Origin of the sequence: Herbaspirillum frisingense GSF30 (assembly GCF_000300975.2) — a bacterium.
Taxonomy (GTDB): Bacteria; Pseudomonadota; Gammaproteobacteria; order Burkholderiales; family Burkholderiaceae_D; genus Herbaspirillum; species Herbaspirillum frisingense.
Window position 1 is genome coordinate 20,901 of record NZ_AEEC02000001.1, and the last position, 19,940, is coordinate 40,840.

Annotated in this window: 18 protein-coding genes; 9 read left to right on the forward strand and 9 right to left on the reverse strand. The window is 64.7% G+C overall.

Translation table 11 applies throughout. The features are described 5' to 3' along the window. Window positions 1-21 precede the first annotated feature (21 nt). Complete coding sequence (locus tag HFRIS_RS00095) at window positions 22-1,269, forward strand: MFS transporter (RefSeq protein ID WP_039873834.1); 1,248 nt, start codon at window positions 22-24, stop codon at window positions 1,267-1,269. 104 nt (window positions 1,270-1,373) lie between these two features. Here the strand turns inward: HFRIS_RS00095 and HFRIS_RS00100 are convergent, their stop codons facing one another. Beyond that, window positions 1,374-2,270, reverse strand: a complete 897-nt coding sequence (locus HFRIS_RS00100; RefSeq protein ID WP_039873686.1) for an AraC family transcriptional regulator — start codon at window positions 2,268-2,270, stop codon at window positions 1,374-1,376. A gap of 154 nt (window positions 2,271-2,424) precedes the next feature. On the opposite strand from HFRIS_RS00100, the gene HFRIS_RS00105 reads away from it, so the two are divergent. Further along, complete coding sequence (locus tag HFRIS_RS00105) at window positions 2,425-3,402, forward strand: SDR family NAD(P)-dependent oxidoreductase (RefSeq protein WP_006461136.1); 978 nt, start codon at window positions 2,425-2,427, stop codon at window positions 3,400-3,402. A gap of 22 nt (window positions 3,403-3,424) precedes the next feature. Here the strand turns inward: HFRIS_RS00105 and HFRIS_RS00110 are convergent, their stop codons facing one another. After that, a complete protein-coding gene (locus HFRIS_RS00110; protein ID WP_006461137.1) occupies window positions 3,425-4,174 on the reverse strand; it encodes an SDR family NAD(P)-dependent oxidoreductase in 750 nt (249 codons plus the stop codon). Between the two features lie 78 nt (window positions 4,175-4,252). Here HFRIS_RS00110 and HFRIS_RS00115 point away from each other — a divergent pair, with 78 nt between their 5' ends. Beyond that, window positions 4,253-4,825 carry a TetR/AcrR family transcriptional regulator gene (locus tag HFRIS_RS00115; protein ID WP_006461138.1) on the forward strand — a complete coding sequence of 191 codons (573 nt, stop codon included), beginning with the start codon at window positions 4,253-4,255 and terminating at the stop codon, window positions 4,823-4,825. Window positions 4,826-4,885: 60 nt separating this feature from the next. Further along, window positions 4,886-5,527 carry an HAD family hydrolase gene (locus tag HFRIS_RS00120; RefSeq protein WP_006461139.1) on the forward strand — a complete coding sequence of 214 codons (642 nt, stop codon included), beginning with the start codon at window positions 4,886-4,888 and terminating at the stop codon, window positions 5,525-5,527. 9 nt (window positions 5,528-5,536) lie between these two features. Here the strand turns inward: HFRIS_RS00120 and HFRIS_RS00125 are convergent, their stop codons facing one another. Both HFRIS_RS00125 and HFRIS_RS00130 read right to left on the reverse strand, forming a co-directional pair. After that, window positions 5,537-6,268 carry a DsbA family protein gene (locus HFRIS_RS00125; RefSeq protein ID WP_006461140.1) on the reverse strand — a complete coding sequence of 244 codons (732 nt, stop codon included), beginning with the start codon at window positions 6,266-6,268 and terminating at the stop codon, window positions 5,537-5,539. Window positions 6,269-6,342: 74 nt separating this feature from the next. Then, entirely contained in the window at window positions 6,343-6,954 is a 612-nt protein-coding gene (locus tag HFRIS_RS00130; RefSeq protein ID WP_006461141.1) for an NAD(P)-dependent oxidoreductase, read from the reverse strand. 147 nt (window positions 6,955-7,101) lie between these two features. On the opposite strand from HFRIS_RS00130, the gene HFRIS_RS00135 reads away from it, so the two are divergent. Next, window positions 7,102-8,028, forward strand: coding sequence for a LysR family transcriptional regulator (locus tag HFRIS_RS00135; RefSeq protein WP_006461142.1), 927 nt, complete (start codon window positions 7,102-7,104; stop codon window positions 8,026-8,028). A gap of 31 nt (window positions 8,029-8,059) precedes the next feature. Here the strand turns inward: HFRIS_RS00135 and HFRIS_RS00140 are convergent, their stop codons facing one another. Next, entirely contained in the window at window positions 8,060-8,620 is a 561-nt protein-coding gene (locus tag HFRIS_RS00140; protein WP_006461143.1) for a PAS and helix-turn-helix domain-containing protein, read from the reverse strand. Between the two features lie 273 nt (window positions 8,621-8,893). On the opposite strand from HFRIS_RS00140, the gene HFRIS_RS00145 reads away from it, so the two are divergent. Both HFRIS_RS00145 and HFRIS_RS00150 read left to right on the forward strand, forming a co-directional pair. Continuing rightward, on the forward strand, window positions 8,894-9,589 hold the full coding sequence (locus HFRIS_RS00145) for a CoA transferase subunit A (protein ID WP_006461144.1): 696 nt from the start codon (window positions 8,894-8,896) through the stop codon (window positions 9,587-9,589). Between the two features lie 16 nt (window positions 9,590-9,605). Then, a complete protein-coding gene (locus tag HFRIS_RS00150) occupies window positions 9,606-10,256 on the forward strand; it encodes a 3-oxoacid CoA-transferase subunit B (RefSeq protein ID WP_006461145.1) in 651 nt (216 codons plus the stop codon). Window positions 10,257-10,379: 123 nt separating this feature from the next. On the opposite strand, the gene HFRIS_RS00155 is transcribed toward HFRIS_RS00150, so the two are convergent. Next, window positions 10,380-11,828 (reverse strand): sensor domain-containing diguanylate cyclase, encoded by a 1,449-nt coding sequence (locus tag HFRIS_RS00155; protein ID WP_081626808.1) that lies wholly within the window; start codon window positions 11,826-11,828, stop codon window positions 10,380-10,382. Window positions 11,829-12,055: 227 nt separating this feature from the next. Here HFRIS_RS00155 and HFRIS_RS00160 point away from each other — a divergent pair, with 227 nt between their 5' ends. Next, window positions 12,056-13,483 (forward strand): sensor histidine kinase, encoded by a 1,428-nt coding sequence (locus HFRIS_RS00160; RefSeq protein ID WP_051110860.1) that lies wholly within the window; start codon window positions 12,056-12,058, stop codon window positions 13,481-13,483. After that, a complete protein-coding gene (locus tag HFRIS_RS00165; RefSeq protein ID WP_006461148.1) occupies window positions 13,468-14,823 on the forward strand; it encodes a sigma-54-dependent transcriptional regulator in 1,356 nt (451 codons plus the stop codon). Before HFRIS_RS00160 ends, HFRIS_RS00165 begins: the two co-directional genes overlap by 16 nt. Before the next feature lie 4 nt (window positions 14,824-14,827). On the opposite strand, the gene HFRIS_RS00170 is transcribed toward HFRIS_RS00165, so the two are convergent. The 3 genes from HFRIS_RS00170 to HFRIS_RS00180 all read right to left on the reverse strand — a co-directional run bounded on the left by HFRIS_RS00170 (window position 14,828) and on the right by HFRIS_RS00180 (window position 19,829). Continuing rightward, on the reverse strand, window positions 14,828-16,633 hold the full coding sequence (locus tag HFRIS_RS00170) for a sensor domain-containing phosphodiesterase (RefSeq protein ID WP_006461149.1): 1,806 nt from the start codon (window positions 16,631-16,633) through the stop codon (window positions 14,828-14,830). Further along, window positions 16,626-18,359, reverse strand: coding sequence for a methyl-accepting chemotaxis protein (locus HFRIS_RS00175; protein ID WP_006461151.1), 1,734 nt, complete (start codon window positions 18,357-18,359; stop codon window positions 16,626-16,628). Before HFRIS_RS00175 ends, HFRIS_RS00170 begins: the two co-directional genes overlap by 8 nt. A 228-nt stretch (window positions 18,360-18,587) precedes the next feature. Further along, the gene (locus HFRIS_RS00180; RefSeq protein ID WP_006461153.1) at window positions 18,588-19,829 is read right to left on the reverse strand and encodes an MFS transporter; all 1,242 of its coding nucleotides are present in this window, start codon (window positions 19,827-19,829) and stop codon (window positions 18,588-18,590) included. Window positions 19,830-19,940: the final 111 nt, after the last annotated feature.

Consider the following 19,940-nt stretch of genomic DNA (forward strand, 5'->3'; position numbering starts at 1 on the left):
CCAGATTGGATGAATGCCATGATGAAGGATACTTCGGCGTCAGCGCCGAACCGACCCGCTGCACCGGTCCGGCGCGCCGATATGCCGCGCAGCATGCTATGGCTGTTCGCCATCGCCAGCGGCCTGAGCGTGGCCAATGTCTATTACGCGCAACCGCTGCTCGATGCCCTCTCGAGAGACTTCGGCATCAGCCACGCTGCTATCGGCGGCGTCGTCACCGCGACCCAGATCGGTTGCGCGGTGGCCTTGTTGCTGCTGGTGCCGCTGGGTGACCGGATGGATCGACGGCGTCTCATGGCGATACAGCTATTGGCGTTGGTGGTCGCGCTGGTGGTCGTCGGTCTGGCCCAGAGCGCGCTGGTCCTGTTGATCGGTGTCCTCGCCGTCGGCTTGCTGGGTACGGCGATGACACAGGGGTTGATCGCCTATGCCGCCAGCGCTTCGGCTGCGCATGAACGAGGGCGGGTTGTCGGCGCGGCACAAAGCGGTGTGTTCGTCGGTCTGCTGCTGGCCAGGGTCTATGCGGGAGGCGTCAGCGACCTCGCAGGCTGGCGCGGTGTCTACCTGACCGCTGCCGCGCTGATGCTGGCCATCGCCACGCCGCTGTGGAGAAGGCTTCCGGCCCTGGCCGCCGTGCCCGATGAAATGGGCTATCTGCGTCTGATCGCTTCCATGCTCACGCTGCTGCTGCAGGAAAAGGTCTTGCAAGTCCGGGGTGTGCTGGCCATGTTGATGTTCGCCGCACTCAATATCTTCTGGAGCGCCCTGGTGCTGCCCTTGAGCGCGCCACCCTATGGGTTTTCACATACCGCCATCGGCGCCTTCGGCCTGGTCGGCGCCATCGGTGCACTGGCCTCCGCGCGTGCCGGGCAATGGGCCGACCGTGGACAGGGGGAGCGTACCAGTGCCGTCGCACTGGCACTCCTGCTGCTGGCCTGGTGGCCGCTGTCCTTGATGGCGTGGTCGCTGGTGGCGCTGGTGGTCGGCATCATCTTGCTCGACATAGGCGCGCAGGCGCTCCACGTCACCAGCCAGAGCATGATTTTCCTGACCCGGCGCGACGCCTACAGTCGCCTGATCGGTCTCTACATGCTGTTCTATGCCGTCGGCAGCGGCCTGGGAGCGATCGGCGCGACGGCCACCTATGCCCATGCGGGCTGGCAAGCGGTATGCCTGCTGGGTGCCGCGGTCAGCCTGCTGGCGTTGCTGTTCTGGTGGCTGACCCGACGGGTTTCATCCATGGCAGCCACCCATACGCAAGATCGATAGCGCGGAAGTCCGGCTGCCCCAATGGCACCATGCTCTCATGCCCAGCAGCGCCAATGCCCACAATGCGCCGGGCCAGTGTGATGCGCCAGGGATGGCCAGCAGCATCAAACGACGACATTGGATACATCCACCAGATTTTCACGCAGGCGGGAAGCATCCCGTTTCGGCGGATGGCCGAACAATCGGGAATATTCACGGCTGAATTGGGACGGGCTTTCATATCCCACCGCGTAGGCGGTCCGGGTGGCGTCCACGTCAGAGGCCAGCAGACGTCGGGCCGCCTGCAGTCGCAGCGTCTTATGGTATTGCAGGGGGCTCATCGAGGTGGCCGCGCGGAAGTGGCGGTTGAAGGACGCAATGCTCATGCCAGCGATGTCGGCGACGGTCTTGATCGGGAAGGATTCATCGTAGTGATGACGCATCCAGTCGATCGCTTTTCTGACCTGCGTCAGTCGTCCCTCCTCGCGGCCGATTTGCCGCAGCAACGGTCCGTGCGGGCTTTGCAACAGCCGGTACATGAGCTCGCGCTCACGCGATGCGGCCAGCACGGCAATATCGTCCGGCGTATCCAGCAGGGCCAGCAAGTGGTCCCAGGCTTCAAGTACGTCGCGCGAGACCCGCTCGATGTTGAAGGCTGCCGGCTCTTTTTTGTGCGGGGCGGCCGGCATGTCGGCGATCAGGGAGGTGAGGATGCCGTGGTCCAGCGTCAGGCCGGTGCCGACGTAGGGCTGGTCGCCCTCCATTTCGAATATGCAACAGGTCGTCGGTAAATCGATCAGGGAAGCGAAGCAGGCGCCCGCACTGTAGCGCAGCATCTTCTTGTTCACCATCATCTGCTTGGCGCCCTGCAAGATCAGGCATACGCCGGCGCCGATGGCCATCATGCTCGGCTCCGCTTGCCGGAAGACGCCGACGGCCAGTCGCGGAATGGCTGTGTCCAGGCTCTTCGGGTCTTCGTGGCGCAGTACGCGGCGGCTCATTTGATGAAGGAGATCTTTCATATCTTCAGTGTGCCAGCTGAATCGGACATGTTCAATGAATTGAGCGGATCAGGCAATAAATTGCGCTGTTTTGGCGAAAATCCGTCAAGCCCAAAGCGTATCTTGGCAAGACGCATGCGGTGTCGCATGCCTCTGAACTCAACAGGAGAACATCTTGAACAGCGCACATTTCAACGCAAAATCGACGACGGATGAAGTATTGGCCGGCACGGACCTGCGCGGCAAACGGGTCTTCATCACGGGTGTCTCGGCAGGGCTGGGAATCGAAACGGCCCGCGCCCTCGTGGCCCATGGCGCCGACGTCATCGGCACCGTGCGCGACCTCGACAAGGCGCACGGTGCCACGCAGGTGGTGCGGGATGCGGCAGAAGCCTCAGGCGGCAGCCTTGAGATCATCCGGATGGACCTTGCCGATCTGGCATCGGTCCGAGCCGTGACCGACAGCATGGTCGCCGCAGGAAAAACCTTCGACCTCGTCATTGCCAATGCCGGCATCATGGCACCACCCTTCGGCGTGACGCCGGATGGCTTCGAGCTCCAGTTCGGCACCAATGTCCTGGGACACTTCGTATTGGTCCACCGGCTGGCACCGCTGATGGTAGCGGGAGCAAGACTGATCATGCTCTCCTCCAACGGGCACCGGTTCGGCGATGTCGATCTCGACGATCCGAACTTCACGCATACCCCTTACGATCCCTGGCTTGCATACGGCCGCTCCAAGACCGGCGACGCCTTGCTGGCCGTGGCCTTCGACGCGCGGCATCGACATCGTGGCGTGCGCGCGGCGAGCGTCCACCCGGGTGTCATCCTGACCGAGCTGACGCGCAATATCGCGCCTGAAGTGTTCGAGAGTGCCTTTGCCTCGATGCATGAACAACACCTGGCGCTGGGAAATGCGCCCTTCGAGGTCAAGACCCCCGCAGAAGGCGCCGCGACGACGCTTTGGGCCGGCGTCGTCGCGGATGCCGAGACCATCGGCGGACGTTACTGCGAAGACTGCGCAATCGCTGCCCCGCTTGCTGACGATGCCGTCGTCAGCGCTTTCAGCGCAGGCGTACGCCCGTATGCGCTCGATCCGGTACGTGCCGAGCAGTTATGGATCAAGTGCGCAGAATTGACGGGCGAAGCGTAATGAACAAGCGCAGCCAACTATCTCACACGGCGACGGAACCACCATCGACGAACAACTCGACACCGGCGATGTAACTGCTCTCGGGCGATGCCAGGAACAGTACCGCACGTCCTACTTCATCCGGTTCCCCCAGGCGTCCTGCGGGGATTAGCTGCCTGAGTGCGTCCTCCACCCCAGGACGCGCTTCAAGGTAGTCACGCATCAGGCGGGTCTCGGTTCCTCCAGGCGCCACCACATTCACGCGGATCTGACGGTCCTTCAGATCCGCGGTCCAGCTGCGCGCAAAGGAGCGCACAGCGGCCTTGCTCGCGTTGTACAGCGATTGTCCCGGGAAGCCTTTGACCCCGGCCACGGAACCATTGAGGACAATTGCGCCGCCTGCCGACATCAAAGGCAGCGCCTTTTGCACACTGAACAGCAATCCGCGTACATTCAGATTGAAGATCTGATCGAAGTCCGCTTCATCGATCAGTCCCAGTGGCTTGGCATCGGCCGAGGCGGTCCCGGCGTTGGCGAAGAGCACGTCGAGTCTTCCTTGCTCCGCCTGGATGCGTGCGTAGAGGCGATCCAGATCGCCTGGATTGGCAGCATCCCCTGATACACCGACCGCACCGTGGCCAATTTCCCGGACTGCCGCATCAAGTTTGTCGGCCCTGCGACCGGTCACATAGACCCGGGCGCCCTCGGCTGCAAACAGCTTGGCGGTGGCCAGGCCAATGCCTTCGCTGCCACCGGTGACCACCACAACCTTGTCGTCGAATCGCTTTGCCATCTCTGTCCCTTTCATAAGTGGAGAATTGCTCCACTTATTATGTGGAGATATCATCCACTTTTGCAAGCGCATTTGAATATGACGAACAAATTCCCCCTGACAGAAGAACCCTCGTTAAGGGCCGATGCCGCGCGCAATCGCGAGCGCATCCTTGCGGCAGCCGAAGAAGTGTTCCTGGAACGGGGAGCAGATGCCTCGCTCGACGACATCGCCAAGCGCGCCAAAGTCGGGATCGGCACGCTGTATCGCCGCTTTCCCACCCGGGAGGCGCTGCTTGCCGCAACCAACGATGAGCGCCTGATGGCGCTGGCCGAGGCGAGCCGGGGACGTGACGACAAGCTCGACCCCGATGCTTCCGTGCGCGCCTTCGTGAAGGATCTCGTGGCGCATGCGTCTCACTATCGGGGGCTGGCGGCGGCGCTGGGTACGGTCCTCAAGAGCGGCACGCCGGGTTGTCACGCCAGCGGCGAGGAAGCGCAACGCCTGCTCTTGCGCGCACAAAAGGCGGGCGCCATTCGGCGGGACGTCTCGGTCGAGGATCTCGTCTGCATGGTGACTGCGATTTCCCTCAGCATCGAACAAGGCAGTGCGACAAAATCGCGGATCGCCCATTTGATCGACCTGTTCCTCGACGGCGTCGGCGTGCGGTGATCGGAGCGTTTCAGACCACGCGACGGAAAGCCTTCCAGACCATTTGACAGGACATCCACCATGACGTTTTCAGCACCAAGCGGCATCCGCGCCGTCGTCTTCGATTTCGGCGGCGTACTGTTCGACTGGAATCCCCAGCACCTGTATCGCCAGCTGATCGCTGATGAAGAAGAGCGCAACCATTTCCTCACCCACATCTGCTCACCCGAATGGAACGTACAGCAGGATGGTGGTCGCACGCTGGCCGATGCGACCGAGCTGTTGGTGCGTGAGCATCCGCAGCACGAAGCCTTGATCCGGGCCTTCTATGGTCGTTGGGTGGAAATGCTGCGCGGACCGCTCCCCGAGGGCGTGGCATTGCTGCGTGAACTGCATGCGCAGCAGGTGCCGGTATTCGGCCTGACCAACTGGTCCGCCGAGACCTATCCGTATGCACGGGACAATCACGACTTCATGCAGTTGTTCCTGGACATTGTCGTGTCAGGCGACGAGCGTTGCATCAAGCCTGAGCCGCGCATCTACGAGATCGCGCTGGAGCGTTATGGACGCCACCTGCCGGCACTGCAGCCGCAGCAACTGGTCTTCATCGACGACGCGCAAAAGAATATCGACGCCTGCCGGGCGCTGGGCTGGCACGGCATCCACCACGTCCAGGCGGAGCAGACCCGCTTGCAATTGCGCGCACTGGGCTTGCCGGTCTGACGGTCGTGATCAGTCGCAGCGGCCGGTCTGCACATCGCATTGGAGCGGCGTGCTTTCCTGCGCTGGCAATGTCGTGCTGGTCGTGCCGGTTTCGTCACGCAGGTAGGCGGCCCACTGCTCGGGCTGCCCCAGCCAGCGGCCGGTGTCCAGTACTTCCAGCGTATCGCCCCGCTGCAAGATGAAGGTGGGGAAGCCGCGTCCGCCGACGTAGTTCAGCAATTCACGGCTGGCCGCGATGTGGTCATCCAGTTCTTCCTGCTCCACGCGCTGCAGTTCGGCGACGAAGGTGGCAGCGTCGACGCCCAGCGCCTGGGCCAGTTCGGTCAGCGTGCTCACCTCCGAAATCCGTCGTCCCTGCTGGTAATGGGCACGCTGGATGGCCGCCAGCATGTCCAGTCCGGCTGTCTCGCCCTGGATGGATTGCACCGCCAGCACGGCGGCTATCGGTGGCGCCGAATCGAAGACGGCATCGGTGTCCTTGAGCAGTCCATTGAAATAGTCCTCACCGAATGCCTGCCCGGTCATCTGCGCGATGCGGTGGTCGTGCGGCATCACGTAGTCGCGCAACTGCGCGTCGACGCGGCGGCGGTTGCGGCCGGCCATCATGCCGCCACCATGCGCCTGCACCGGCAGCACGGCGCGGGCTGCGGCCACCAGTGGCGCAGCCCCATAGCACCAGCCGCACAGCGGATCGTGGATGTAGTGGAGCACGGTGTCGTGAGCGGTGGCGGGAGTGGTCATGATGGGGTTCCTCTTGGATGAATCGATGTCGGGCCTGAGGATGTTTCACCATCAGACCCGGGGTATTGCCTGGCTCAGTAGCCTACCGTGAAACGCGCGCGGACGTGCTTCGGTTGTTCCAGTTCGTCCAGCAGGGCGACGGCGAAGTCTTCATAGGAGATCCAGCTCTTGCCATCGGCGCCGACCAGCAACTGGTCCTGGCCCAGGCGGAACTGGCCGGTGCGTTCGCCGGCGATGAACAGGGCCGAGGGCGACAGGAAGGTCCATTCCAGTGCCTGCTCGCCGCGCAGGACGTTCAGGAAGTCACGGCCGCCGGCGGCTTCCGGCTTGTACTCTTCCGGGAATTCCGGAGTGTCGATCAGGGCTTTGCCAGGTGCGATTTCCAGGCTGCCGGCGCCGCCGACGATGGCCAGGCGCTTGACGCCCGCCGCCTTCACGGCCGGCAGCAGGTCGGCCGCGCCGAAGCTGGTGAAGCGGCCGCTGGAGACGACCACGTCGGCACCCTTGATGGCCGATGCCAGGCTGGTGGCGTCCTTGACGTCGGCCGCGACCACGGTCACGCCGGTGCGCTGGGCGATCTTGCCGGCATCGCGGGCGATGGCGACGAGATTGTGGCCGCGACGCAGGGCTTCGTCCACGATGCGGCTGCCGACATTGCCGGAGGCGCCGATGAGTGCGATTTTCATGAGGTTTCCTTTCGAGGTGGTGATGGGAGCACGAGGAGCGGCACAGGGTGTCGCACAGTCGCCATCATAGGATCGCTTTTGTTTTCGAAAAACAGCATAATCGATCACAGTTTGTTTCCAAAAACGTGCAGATCGAAAGGCGGCACCATGGATCGCTTGATGGCCATGCAGGTATTCGTGGCGGTGGTGGACGGCGGCAGCCTGTCGGCCGCGGCCGGGCAGCTGGACCTGTCGCGGCCGGTGGTGTCGCGCTATGTGGCCGAGCTGGAGGACTGGGTCGGGGCGCGCCTGCTGCACCGGACCACGCGGCGCCTGTCGCTCACGCCGGCCGGCAACGAAATATTGCCGCGTTGCCGCCAGATGCTGGAGTTTTCCGATGACATGCGCCACGCGCTGGACACGCCCGATGAGACGCCCCGCGGGCTATTGCGCATCACCGCCAGCACTTCCTTTGCGCAGACCCAGCTGATCCAGGCGGTGGTCGACTACGGGCGCCGCTATCCTGGCGTGGCGGTGGACCTGCTGGCGCTGGACCGCACGGTGAACCTGGTGGAAGAACGCATCGACCTGGCCATCCGCATGACCAACCGGCTGGAACCCAACCTCATTGCCCGACCGCTGGGCGTGTGCCGCTCGATCATCTGTGCCGCGCCGGATTACCTGGCCCACCACGGCACCCCGCGCAAGGTGGAAGAACTGGCCCTGCACAATTGCCTGACCCACTCCTATGTGGGGCGCAGCCTGTGGCAGTTCGATCCGAAGAAGGTACATGGAAAGGGCGGCAAGACAAGGACGGCGGCGCAGAGCCAGAGCGTGGCCGTGGGCGGCAGCATCAGTGCCAATGAAGTGACGGTGCTGCTGCAGGCGGTGCTGGCCGGGGTCGGTATCGGCCACATGCCGGCCTATGCCGTGGCGCCGCTGGTGGCCAGTGGCCGGCTGGTGCAGTTGCTGCCGGACTTCGAGCCGCTGCAGTTGGGGATGTATGGCGTCTACGCCTCGCGCAAGCATATGCCGGCGACCTTGCGCACCATGCTTGATTTCCTGGCCCAGCGCTTCGCCGGGCAACCGTTCTGAGCGGAGCAGGTCAGGCCAGGGTCGGGCCCGTTCAGGGGGTGATGCTGAGCAGCTTGTGAACCAGTTCGGAGGAGGTGGAGGCGGCGAACTTGCGCATCAGGCGGGCGCGATGCATTTCCACCGTGCGCGGGCTCAGTTCCACCTGGCGCGCAATGAGCTTGCTGGTCTTGCCTTCCACCAGCAGCGCGGCGATCTCGCGTTCGCGTGGCGTCAGGCCGGGCGCGATGGGGCGCTTGGCGCTCACGTCCTCGAAGGTCCAGATGCCGGCGGCATGCGGGTTGTCGCGGTTCAGGGCGTGGCCGGTGACATGGCACCAGAACATCTCGTCGTTGGAACGCTTCATGATGCGTTCGTCCGAATAGAATCCCTTTTCATTGAGGATGGGGACCAGGCGCAGGCCGGTGCGTTCGAACTCGTCGGCGGTGGGATAGATTTCCTGGAAGGACGTCTGCCGCAACTGTTCCACTTCGTAGCCGAACATCGCCGCCATCGCCAGGTTGCCCTGCTGGATGATGCGGTTGTGCGAGACGCACATGCCGATGGGCGCGTGCATGAAAACCTGTTCGAAGTCGATGGCAAGTGGCTGGGTCATGAGTAATGCTGCGCGATGTGCCGCAAGTAGCCGGCAAGGTCCCTCGAACCCGGCGCACCGCCCCTGCGGTCGATGTTATGCTGCATTGCGCCAGGTATTTTTACCGTATTGTATGGCTTATTTCACCTGACCTATGATAATTGGCGCTAATCGGAGCCCGGCATTGCCATGGCGCAGCGCGAAAGAGAAGCTCCGATGCCATCCCTGTTTGAGCTGGTATCCCCACCAGCAGCTTGCAACCCTGCTCGCAAGACAAGAGCCGAAAGGAGACTCGTGAACAAAGTGTATCCAGACGCGGCCACCGCGTTGAAAGACATCGTCAAGGACGGTCAGACCATTGCGGTCGGCGGCTTTGGCCTGTGTGGCATCCCCGAGGCGTTGATCGCCGCCCTGCGTGATTCGGGCGCGCAGAACCTGACCGCCATTTCCAACAACGCCGGGGTCGATGGTTTCGGCCTGGGCCAGTTGCTGTCCACCCGCCAGATCAAGAAGATGATCGCCTCCTACGTGGGCGAGAACAAGGAGTTCGAACGCCAGTACCTGGCCGGCGAACTGGAACTGGAATTCACCCCGCAGGGCACGCTGGCCGAGAAGCTGCGCGCCGGCGGTGCCGGTATCCCCGCCTTCTTCACCAAGACCGGTGTCGGTACCCTGGTGGCCGAGGGCAAGGAAGTGCGCGAATTCGACGGTGAGCGCTATGTGATGGAGCGTTCGCTGGTGGCCGACGTGTCGCTGGTGAAGGCGCAGAAGGCCGACAAGGCCGGCAACCTGGTCTTCAACAAGACCGCCCGCAACTTCAATCCCAATGTCGCCATGGCCGGCAAGGTCACCGTGGTGGAAGTGGAAGAACTGGTGGAAGTGGGGCAACTCGATCCGGACCAGATCCACACCCCCGGCATCTTCGTGCATCGCATCGTGGTCAACGCCACGCCCGAGAAGCGCATCGAACAACGCACCGTGCGCGCATAAGAGGAGACACGACAAAATGGCATGGACCCGAGATGAAATGGCTGCCCGCGCAGCCAAGGAACTGCAGGACGGCTTCTACGTGAACCTGGGCATCGGCTTGCCCACCCTGGTGGCCAACCACGTTCCCAACGATATCGAAGTTTGGCTGCAGTCCGAGAACGGCCTGCTGGGCATCGGCCCCTTCCCCACCGAAGACCAGGTCGACGCCGACCTGATCAACGCCGGCAAGCAGACCGTGACGACCATCCCTGGCTCGTCCTTCTTCAGTTCGGCCGATTCCTTCGGCATGATCCGTGGCGGCAAGATCAACATCGCCATCCTGGGCGCGATGCAGGTCTCGGCCAAGGGTGACCTGGCCAACTGGATGATCCCCGGCAAGATGGTCAAGGGCATGGGCGGTGCGATGGACCTGGTGGCCGGTGTCGGCCGCGTGGTGGTCCTGATGGAGCACGTGGCCAAGGCCAAGGACGGCAGCACATCCAGGAAGATCCTGAACGACTGCAACCTGCCGCTGACCGGCGTGGGCGTGGTCAACCGCATCATCACCGACCTGGGCGTGATCGACGTCACCCCCGGTGGCCTGAAGCTGATCGAACTGGCTTCCGGCGTCACCAAGGAAGAAGTGATCGAGAAGACCGAAGCACCGCTCGACGTGAGCGAGGTCTGAGCGAGATCTGCGTGAGGTCTGCATTAGCGCCGAACGATCGGCCTGACGCTGCATCGCAATGAACAAGGGCGCCGTGAAAACGGCGCCCTTTTTTCGTAGTGCAGGCCATGCCGCCCGTGCGCTTCAATCCGCCATGCTGACCCGCACCGCATTGCGGCCATCCCGCTTGGCCCGGTAGAGCGCGGCATCGGCGGCGTTGAGCACGTCTTCCACACGATGATGATGAGTGCGCTGCAGCGTGGCCACGCCCACGCTGATGGTCACCACCCGCAACGGGCTGCTGGCATGTACGATCAGGCGGCTGTAGACCGCGTCGCACAGGCGTTGTGCCATCAGGCGCGCACCTTCGGTGTCGGTCAGCTCCAGCAGCACCACGAATTCCTCGCCGCCATAGCGGCCCGCGCAGTCGGTATGACGCGGCAGGTTGTCGCTGATGGTCTTGGCCACCTCCTGCAGCACGCCATCGCCCAGCTTGTGGCCATAGGTATCGTTATAGGGCTTGAAGTAATCCACATCGATGAACAGCACCGAGAAGGTCGAGTTCAGATTGCGCCGGCAGCGCTCCCAGGCCGCCTGCAGGGCCTCGTCCAGGGCGCGTCGGTTGAGCAGGCCGGTCAGGCCGTCGGTCTGGGCCAGCTCTTCCAGGCGCCGCTCGATGGTCACGCGCCGGCGCAGTTCCTGGCGCACGTGCGACAGCAGATAGGCCAACAGCAGGGCAAAGATGAACAGCGAGATGATCACCGCATAAAGAGTCTTGCGCCAGTTCTTGAAGATGGCCTGTTCGGCATAGCCCACGAAGACGATCAGCGGTGAGTCGGGAATGCGACGGAAGGTATAGAGCCGTTCCACGCCATCACTGTTGGCACGGGCGAAGAAGCTGCCCTCCTCGTGCCGCAGTGCGCTCTGGATGCGCTGGAAGTTGGAACTGCCACTCAGGTCGCGGCCGATGATCTGCTCGCTGTACGGAATGCGCATGTAGGCCACGCCATCGTCCGAATACAGCGAGATCACGCCATCGGCGCCCAGCGAAAGTCCTTCGAACAGTTCGCGGAAATAGCTCAGGTTCAGCGCCATGACGACGATGCCGCCAAAGCTGCCGTCTTCATTGAACAGGCGTTTGGACAGCACCACCACGCGTACATCGTTGCCCAGGTTGGGCAGGTTGGCCAGGATGGGTTTGGAGACATACAGCCCCGCATTGGCTGAATCGCGATGCGCGGTGAAATAGGCGCGGTCGGCGTAGTTGGGCGCGGCATCACCCTGGCGACGACGCGAGCTGGCCTGGACCCGGCCATTGGCATCGATGATCGCCATCACCGAGATATGGCTGACATTGGCGGTACTGCCGAACAGGTACGCATAGCGCTGGGCGTCATTGAGGCGCGCTGCGCCCAGTGGATGCTGGTAGCGGTAGGCCAGCGTATCGAGCGACAGCGACAGCACTTCCATGTTGCGCGAGATTGCCCGCTGGGCGATCAGGGTCACGTTGCCGGCATTGTCCACGGCCGCCAGGCGCGTCTGGCGATAGCTCTGGTAGAGCGTGCTGGCACACATGGCGATCACCATCAGCATGGCGATGCCCAAGACCACCACCAGATATTTCTTCAACTGCTTGATTTTATTTCCCCCCTGCTTCACCCCAGGCGCAATTAACGCATAAAGCAAAAAGCGCTTCCATCTTGATCGGCGGCAACGTGATTGAGTTGCAACAAAAGATGAACCGCCATCCCGCCGTTCCTGTCAGATGGCTTATCACCGGTAAAGCTTCGTGCTTAAATGCGAGCGCCATGAAAGGCGACATGCCAGCCGGCACCGGAGGCCTCCTGAACATCAAGAACACCATCAAACGCGACCTGGTCATCCTGTGGGCCTTCATTGCCCTGATCGCGCTCGTGCTGGCTTTCCTGCTGCTGCAGCTGAGCCGGCAGGGCGCCGCCTCGCAGATCAGCCAGGCCACCGGCCAGGCCGCGGTGAGCTGCACCGCCATGAGCGCCGGACTGGCGCATGCGCTTTCCACCCATCCTTCCAGCCCTCCCTCTCCCTCTGTCCCCAGCACACCCCAGGCGTCCAATGCCGACGGGTTGCCCGCGCGCTCGCTGATGCAGGCCGTGATCGACCTGTCCCTGCGCGATCAGGCCGGGGTCGAGGGCGGCTTCTGGCACCCGCAACAGGACGTGGTGGCCTACGCCTTTCCCACCTATGACGGCAGCGGCATCAAGCGCGACCCGCCCGGGGCGGAAATGGAACGCATCGTCTCGATCGCCCAGCGCGCCCTCGATGGCGCGGCCACCGTGAGCGATGTGCGCCCCGGCCTGCGCGAGGCGGTGGTGTTCGCCGCCTGCCCGGTCAACTTCAAGGGTGTGTCGCTGGCGGCCTGGACGCTCAAGCGCGTGCCGGTGATGAGCGCCGGCGTGCTCAACCAGTTGCTGGTGGCCATTGCGCTGTTGCTGGGTTTCGTCATTGTCAGCGGGGTCTGGCTGGGGAGCACGCTGAGCCGCTGGCGTGGGCAGTCCGAGCGCCTGTCGCACCAGCTCGCGCATGCCGAGCGCCTGGCCACGCTGGGCCGGGTGGCGGCCGGCATGGCCCATGAAATCCGCAATCCCATCGGCGCCATGCGCATGAAGGCCGAGAACGCCCTGGCCGCGCCGGCCCAGGTGCGCGAGGCGCGGGTGACCGGTGCACTGGAAATGGTGGTCAGCCAGACCGAGCGGCTCGACGCGCTGGTGGCCAGCCTGCTGGCCCTGGCCCAGCCCTTCCAGGTGCAGCGCCAGCGCATCGACCTGGCGGCCTGGATCGAGGAAAGGCGCCAGGCCCATGCCGAGCTGGCCGAGAAGAAGCAACTGCAGCTGGGCACTACACTGGATCTGCCCAGCTTCGCCTCGGGGCTGTCAACCAGTGCGCTGGACCCGGTGCAGATGGCACGCGCGCTGGACAATCTGCTGCTCAATGCGCTGGCCCACTGCGAGGCCGGCGGCCGTATCGACATCGGTGCCCGGCTTGGCGCGGATGGCCGCCTGCAGCTCTGGGTTGCCGATGACGGCCCCGGTGTCGCGCCCGAACTGCGCGAGAGCCTGTTCGATCCCTTCGTCAGCCAGCGCAGCGGCGGTACCGGTCTGGGACTGGTGCTGGTGCGCGAAATCGTGCATGCCCATGGCGGCAGCATCACCCTGGCCGCCACCGAGCGTGGCGCCCGTTTCGATATGGAGTTGCCATGGCGCGCATCCTGATCGTCGATGACGACGTCGCCTTTCGCAGTAGCCTGGCCGAGACCGTCGGCGATCTCGGCCATGAGGTGCTGGAGGCCGGCAGCACCGCCGCCGGCCTGCGCCTGCTCTCCGCCCATGCCATCGATGCCGCCATCGTCGATCTGCGCATGCCGGAGGAAGATGGCCTGGTCTTCCTGCAGCGTGCTCCGGTCATTGCCGCCATTCCCTGCATCATGCTCACCGCCTATGCCAGCGGCGACAACACCATCGAAGCCATCCGCCTGGGCGCCTTCGACCACCTGACCAAACCGGTCCCGCGCACGGCGCTGGTGGAGACCCTGGAACGTGCCTTGCGCCAGAGTACCTCCGCCTCCGATTCTTCAACTGCGCCGGACGCGGCCAGCGCCGCTGCCAGCGAGCGCAACCAGCTGGTGGGTGACAGCGAAGCCATGCGCCAGGTCTTCAAGCAGATCGGCCGGGCCGCCACCAGCGACGCCACCGTGCTGATCCTGGGCGAAACCGGCACCGGCAAGGAGCTGGTGGCACGCGCCCTGCATCGCAATGGCAGCCGCGCAGGGCGTCCCTTCGTGGCGGTCAACTGTGCGGCGATCCCGGCCGAGCTGATCGAAAGCGAACTGTTCGGCCACGTCAAGGGCGCCTTCAGCGGGGCCACCCAGCATCGCATGGGACGCTTCCAGGAAGCCGATGGCGGCACCCTGTTCCTGGACGAGATCGGCGACATGGCCCTGCCGACCCAGGCCAAGATTCTGCGCGTGCTGCAGGAGCGGGAATTGACGCCGGTCGGCGGCAGCCAGTCGCTGCGGGTGGATGTGCGGGTGATCGCCGCCACCCACCGCGACCTGCCGCAGGAGATTCGCGAGGGGCGCTTCCGGGAAGACCTGTGGTATCGCCTGCAGGTGGTACCGATCATGGTGCCGCCGCTGCGCGAGCGGCCCGGCGACATCCTGGCCATTGCCGAACATTTCCTGCGCCAGCATGGCGCCGACAGCCCCAAGCGCATCAGCGCGGTGGCCGCGCGACGTTTGCTGCAGCATGCCTGGCCGGGCAATGTGCGCGAGTTGCGCAATACGATGGAACGGGCGGCGGTAATGAGTCACGGCAACTGCATCGAGGCCGAACACCTTGCCTTGCCGACCCTGTCTGCCACCAGTCCGGCGCAGGGCATGCAGATCGACTGGGATGGTCCGCTGGCGGCGGCGGTGGCACAGGTGGAGCGGCTGATGTTGGAGCGCGCATTGGCCGCGGCCAACGGCAATCGCGCCGAAGCCGCCCGCCGGCTGGGCATTTCGCGCCAGCAGTTGTATCGCAAGCTGGAAGAAGCGGGGCCGCCAGGTAGCTAGGGCCTCAGGCCGCCGCCCGCACGTGGGCCGAGAAGGCCTCCGGTGTCAGCGGGCGGGCCATGTAGTAACCCTGCGCTTCGTCCACGCCCCAGGCGCGCAACAGTTCCAGGGTCTGCGCCGTTTCCACCCCTTCGGCCACGATGTGGTAGTCCAGTTCCTTGGCCAGCGCGATCAGCGATTGCACAATGCGGCGATCCCTTGCGCTGCTGTCCAGGTGACGGATCAGGGACTGGTCAATCTTCACCACCGAGGCCGGGACCTGTTGCAGGTAGGCGAAGTTGCTGTAGCCGGTACCGAAATCGTCCAGCGCCAGCCCCATGCCCAGGGCGCGGATCTCATGCAGCAGCTTGAGCACGGCCGGGCTGTGCATCCATACCCCTTCGGTGCATTCGATCTCGACCATGGCCGGGTCGATGCCGCTGTCACGACAGCCGCGTTCCAGGCGGCCGATCAGGTCGGACTCCTCGAAATTGGGCGCGGCCAGGTTGATGGCCAGCTTGACCGGCATGCCCTCGTTCTTCCAGGTCGCCATCTGTTGCAGGGCGCTTTGGATCACCCACTCCGAGACCGGACGGATCAACGCCGTGCGCTCTACCAGCGGGATGAATTCGGCCGGCGAGATCGGTCCCAGCTCATGGTGCTGCCAGCGCAGCAGCGCTTCGCCGCCGTGATAGCGGTTGCTGCGCAGGTCCAGCTTGGGCTGGTAGGCCAGGGCCAGGCCACCCCCCTGCTGGCGCTCCGGCAGCAACGCATCGGGAATATCGTTGAGCAGGCGGAAGCGGCGCTGGTGCATCACGTCGGCATCGGCATCGTAATCGGCCCAGCGTTGCCGGCGCGCCAGGGCTTCGTGCAGGGCGGCCACCGCCTTGCGCGGCGCATCGCGCAATTGCTCGCGGGTCTGCACCACGCTGACGATGCCCCCATAGCTGGGCAGGTTCATCGGTACGGCCATGCTGTCGACCGGTTGTTCCAGTGCCGCTGTCATGCCGCGCAGGTGGCCGGCCAGTTGCTCGGCCTTGCCGGCATGCGAGAGCAGCGCGAAACGACCGTCGCTGATGTGATAGACATCGGCCTGGCCCTGCACCAGCGTCTGCAGCCGCGCCCCGACATTGCGGATCAGCTCGTCATGGATACGCGAACCCAGCACGCTGCCGATCTCGAAGGAGGTATGGGCGTCCGGCATGTCGATGTAGGCCAGCGCCCGGGTGCCCGGCTCTGCCTCCTGCAGGGCGCTGTCGGCCGGGACCAGCGAGGCCAGGTCTTCCCGCAACTGGTACTTGTTGGGCATGGCCGTGAGTGGATCGACACGGCCGATGGCTCGCCGCAGCAGCATCTGCGACATCGCCAGCGCAGCCAGCTGCTGCAGCTGCTTGCGCTGGGCTGCATCGAAGGTGCGCGGCACGGTGTCGGTGATGCACAGCGCGCCGATGGCATGGCCCTCGGGCGTGAGCAGGGGCGCGCCCACATAGAAACGGATATGCGGCGGCCCGGACACCAGCGGATTATCCGCAAAGCGGGCATCGAGGGTGGCGTCTTCCACCACCATCAGCGCACGCTGGCTGACTGTGTGGTCGCAGAAGGACAGCTCGCGCGAGGGCGCGCACATGTCCGGGCCGCTCTGCGACTTGACCCACTGCCGGTCGGCGTCGATGAGCGACACGTACGCCCCGTTGACGCCGAACAGCGAGTGGCACAGGCGGGTGATGTTGTCCAGATCTTCGGAGGAGCCGGTATCGAGCAGATGCAAGGCATGCAGCGCCGCCAGGCGCTGCAGTTCATCGTTCGGCCGGGACAGGGCCGGGTCAGGCATCACCGTGATCCCCGGCGGCGGCCAGCTGCAAGGGGCGGCCGGTCTGGCTTGCCAGCGAGCGTGGCGGATTGACCTCGACGCTCGGGCGCGACTTCACCGCTGCTGCGGCCGGTGCCGCGGACGAGGAGGGCGCTGCCAACTGGAACACGTCCACTGCCCGGGTCAGGTGCTGCGCCTGGTCCTGCAGGCTGGAGACGGCGGCACTGGCCTGTTCCACCAGGGTCGCATTCTGCTGGGTGACCTGATCCATCAGGGCGATGGCCTTGTGCACTTCCTCGATGCCCACGCTCTGCTCATGGCTGGCGGTGGAAATCTCGCCCATCACATCAGTGACCTGCTGCACGCTGGCCACGATCTGTTCCATGGTCTCGCCGGCACGTTCCACCAGGCGGGTACCGTTCTCGACGTTGTCGACCGACGCATCGATCAGTTGCTTGACTTCCTTGGCCGCCGCCGCGCTGCGTTGGGCCAGGCTGCGCACCTCGGTGGCGACCACGGCGAAACCGCGTCCCTGTTCACCGGCACGGGCCGCTTCCACTGCGGCATTCAAGGCCAGGATATTGGTCTGGAAGGCGATGCCGTCAATCACCCCGATGATGTCCACGATCTTGCGCGACGAGGTGTTGATCGCAGCCATGGTATCGACCACCTCTTCGACGATGGCGCCACCCTGCTTGGCGATGTCGGAGGCATTGCGGGCCAGCTGGTTGGCTTCGCGGGCGTGGCCGTCGTTCTGCTTGACGGTCGCGGTCAGCTGTTCCATGGCCGAGGCGGTCTCTTCCAGCGAGGCGGCCTGGTCTTCGGTGCGGGCCGAGAGGTCGCTGTTGCCGGCGGCGATCTGGGCGCTGATGGTGGCCACACCGGCGGCCGCATCACGCACCTCGGTCACGGTATTGCGCAGGTTGATGCTCATTTCGGAGAGTGTCGCCATGATGCTCTGGCGCTTGCCGCCATCGTAGCGGCGCAGGGCCACTTCGTGATACAGCTCGCCACGGTCCACCGCCAGTGCCAGTTGCTTGACCTCGTCCGGTTCGGCACCCAGGGCGCGACCGATGGATCGCGTGATCAGACCTGCCAGCACCACCCCGGCCACCATGGCGGCTGCCAGCAGTACCAGCATGAAGGCCTGGAAGCCACGGGCGGTGCTGCGTGCCTTGGCCGACTCGGCCTGGCTCATGCGTTCCTGCAGGTCGATGAATTTGTTCACCGTGGCCAGCCAGGTGATGAAGGCCGGCTTGGCTTCGCCCAGCATGATCTTGCGGGCGCCGTCGATGTCGCCGCTGCTACGGGCGGCGATGATGCGTGCCGAAAGCGGCATGGCGCGGGCTTCGGCGGCCTTGATCTGGGCCAGGGCGTCGCGCTCGTCGGCGTTGGGCGCATGCGCGCCCTTGTTGGCGAAGATGGCATCTAGCGGCTGCGCCGATTGCTGGTAATCAGCATCGAGCTTGTTGATCAGGGCCACCACGTCCTTGACCTCGGCGTCGTCCACCAGCGTCAGATCGCGCAGGGCGATGGCGCGGTCGTGGACGCTGCCGCGGAAGTTGATGGCATAGCGTTGCTTGACGTTATTGTCTTCGCTGACCGTGGTCAGACTGCCTTCGATCGCATTGACCTTGCTGATGCTCACCACCGTCAGCACCAGCATCATCACCAGCACCAGCGCAAAACTGAGACCCAGGCGCGCGGCCACGCTGAGCGAACGCCCCTTGTTGTTTGCCTTATCCATGATTTCCCCTGTTGTATGGATTTGATTGTGCGGATGAGATCCGCGGCCGGCGCCCTCTCGCGCCATGGAAGACAGTTCGATGATAGGTTGCCCCATGCCCCCCGGCAGGACAAAGAGGGGCATGTTTCCGGACGACCGGCCCCAACCGGTCATCCGCTGCTTTCCGGATCGGCAGCCTATCACGACGGCGGAAAAACTTCTTGGACGTTCTCGGATGGCCTGCTTGCCTCAGGGCAGCTTGCCGGCGCGGTCCAGCACCAGCCCCAGCACGGCGCAGCAGCCGGCGAACAGGCCGATCCCGCCAACCGCACCCAGACCAAGGATGCCGGCGCCGATGGCGCTGCCCACGGAGAAGCCCAGGTACATGGTGGAGGTATTGAGCGAGAGCGAGACCGAGGCCTGCGAAGGCGGACCGGCCGCGATCAGCCGTGCCATCTGAGCCGGGAAGAAAGCCCATACCGCAAAGCCCCACAGCGCCACGGCCAGCAGCACCGGGACCAGCGCGACCTGCGGTGCCAGCCAGGTGGCTGCCGCCAGCGCCCAGAACGACAGTGCCAGCAGCAGCAGGGCGGTACGGACCACGCGCTGCGAGCCGAAGCGGTCATTGAGCATGCCGCCAGTGCTCACGCCCACGGCCGCCGCCACCCCCCACAGGCTGACCGTCAGGCCGATGCCGGTTTCGCCGAAGGCCAGGGTATGTGACAGGTAGGGCGCGATATAGGGATAGGCGGCATAGGCCGCAACCGACCAGAACAGGGTGACGGCCAGCAGGCGACGCACCGCTACCTGCCCGATCACGCCGACCCGCTCGCGCAGGCTGGCCACATGCAACTGGCCACCGGCCCGGCGATCCACCCCCAGCCAGATACCGACCACCGCCACGGCACCCATTGCCGCCACCGCCAGGAAGGTGGCACGCCAGCCAAAGGCATGCCCCACCACGGAACCCAATGGCAGGCCCAGGGCGATGGCAATGGTCATGCCGCCACTGACGATGGCCAGCGCCCGCCCGCGTTGCTCGGGTCTGACGATGGCGCCGGCCAGGGCATTGGCATTGGGCGTGTAGAGCCCGGCGGTCACCGCCATGAGCAGGCGCGCGAACAGCAGGCCGGCAAAGCTGGTGGACAGGGCCGCCGCCAGGTTGGCCACGGTGAAGATGCCCATGGCGCCGATGAGCACATTGCGGCGATTGACGTTGGCCGACAGCACCGTGGTGATGGGCGAACTCAGGGCCAGCATCAGGGTGAAGACGATCACCAGGCTGGCCACGACCGACACGCTCATGCCGAAGTCGGCCGCCATGCGCGGCAGCAAGGGGGCGATCATGAAGCCCTCGGTACCGATGGCAAAGGTACCCAGGGCCAGGAAACCGGCCGTCAGCAGGGAGCCCGGATGGGGCGGTGCGGAGCCGGCAGCGGCCTGTGGTGCAGGCGCAGTGGTGTCAGGGGTGGGGGTGGGAGCAGGGTTCATGCTATTTGACGCTGGCAAGGTGGGGCGGCCGGCCTGCCCGGCGCAGCAGGTGATTGCTGGCGCCGCAGACCGGCCGCTGCCGGGAGGTCGGATGAGACCGGATGAGGTCGG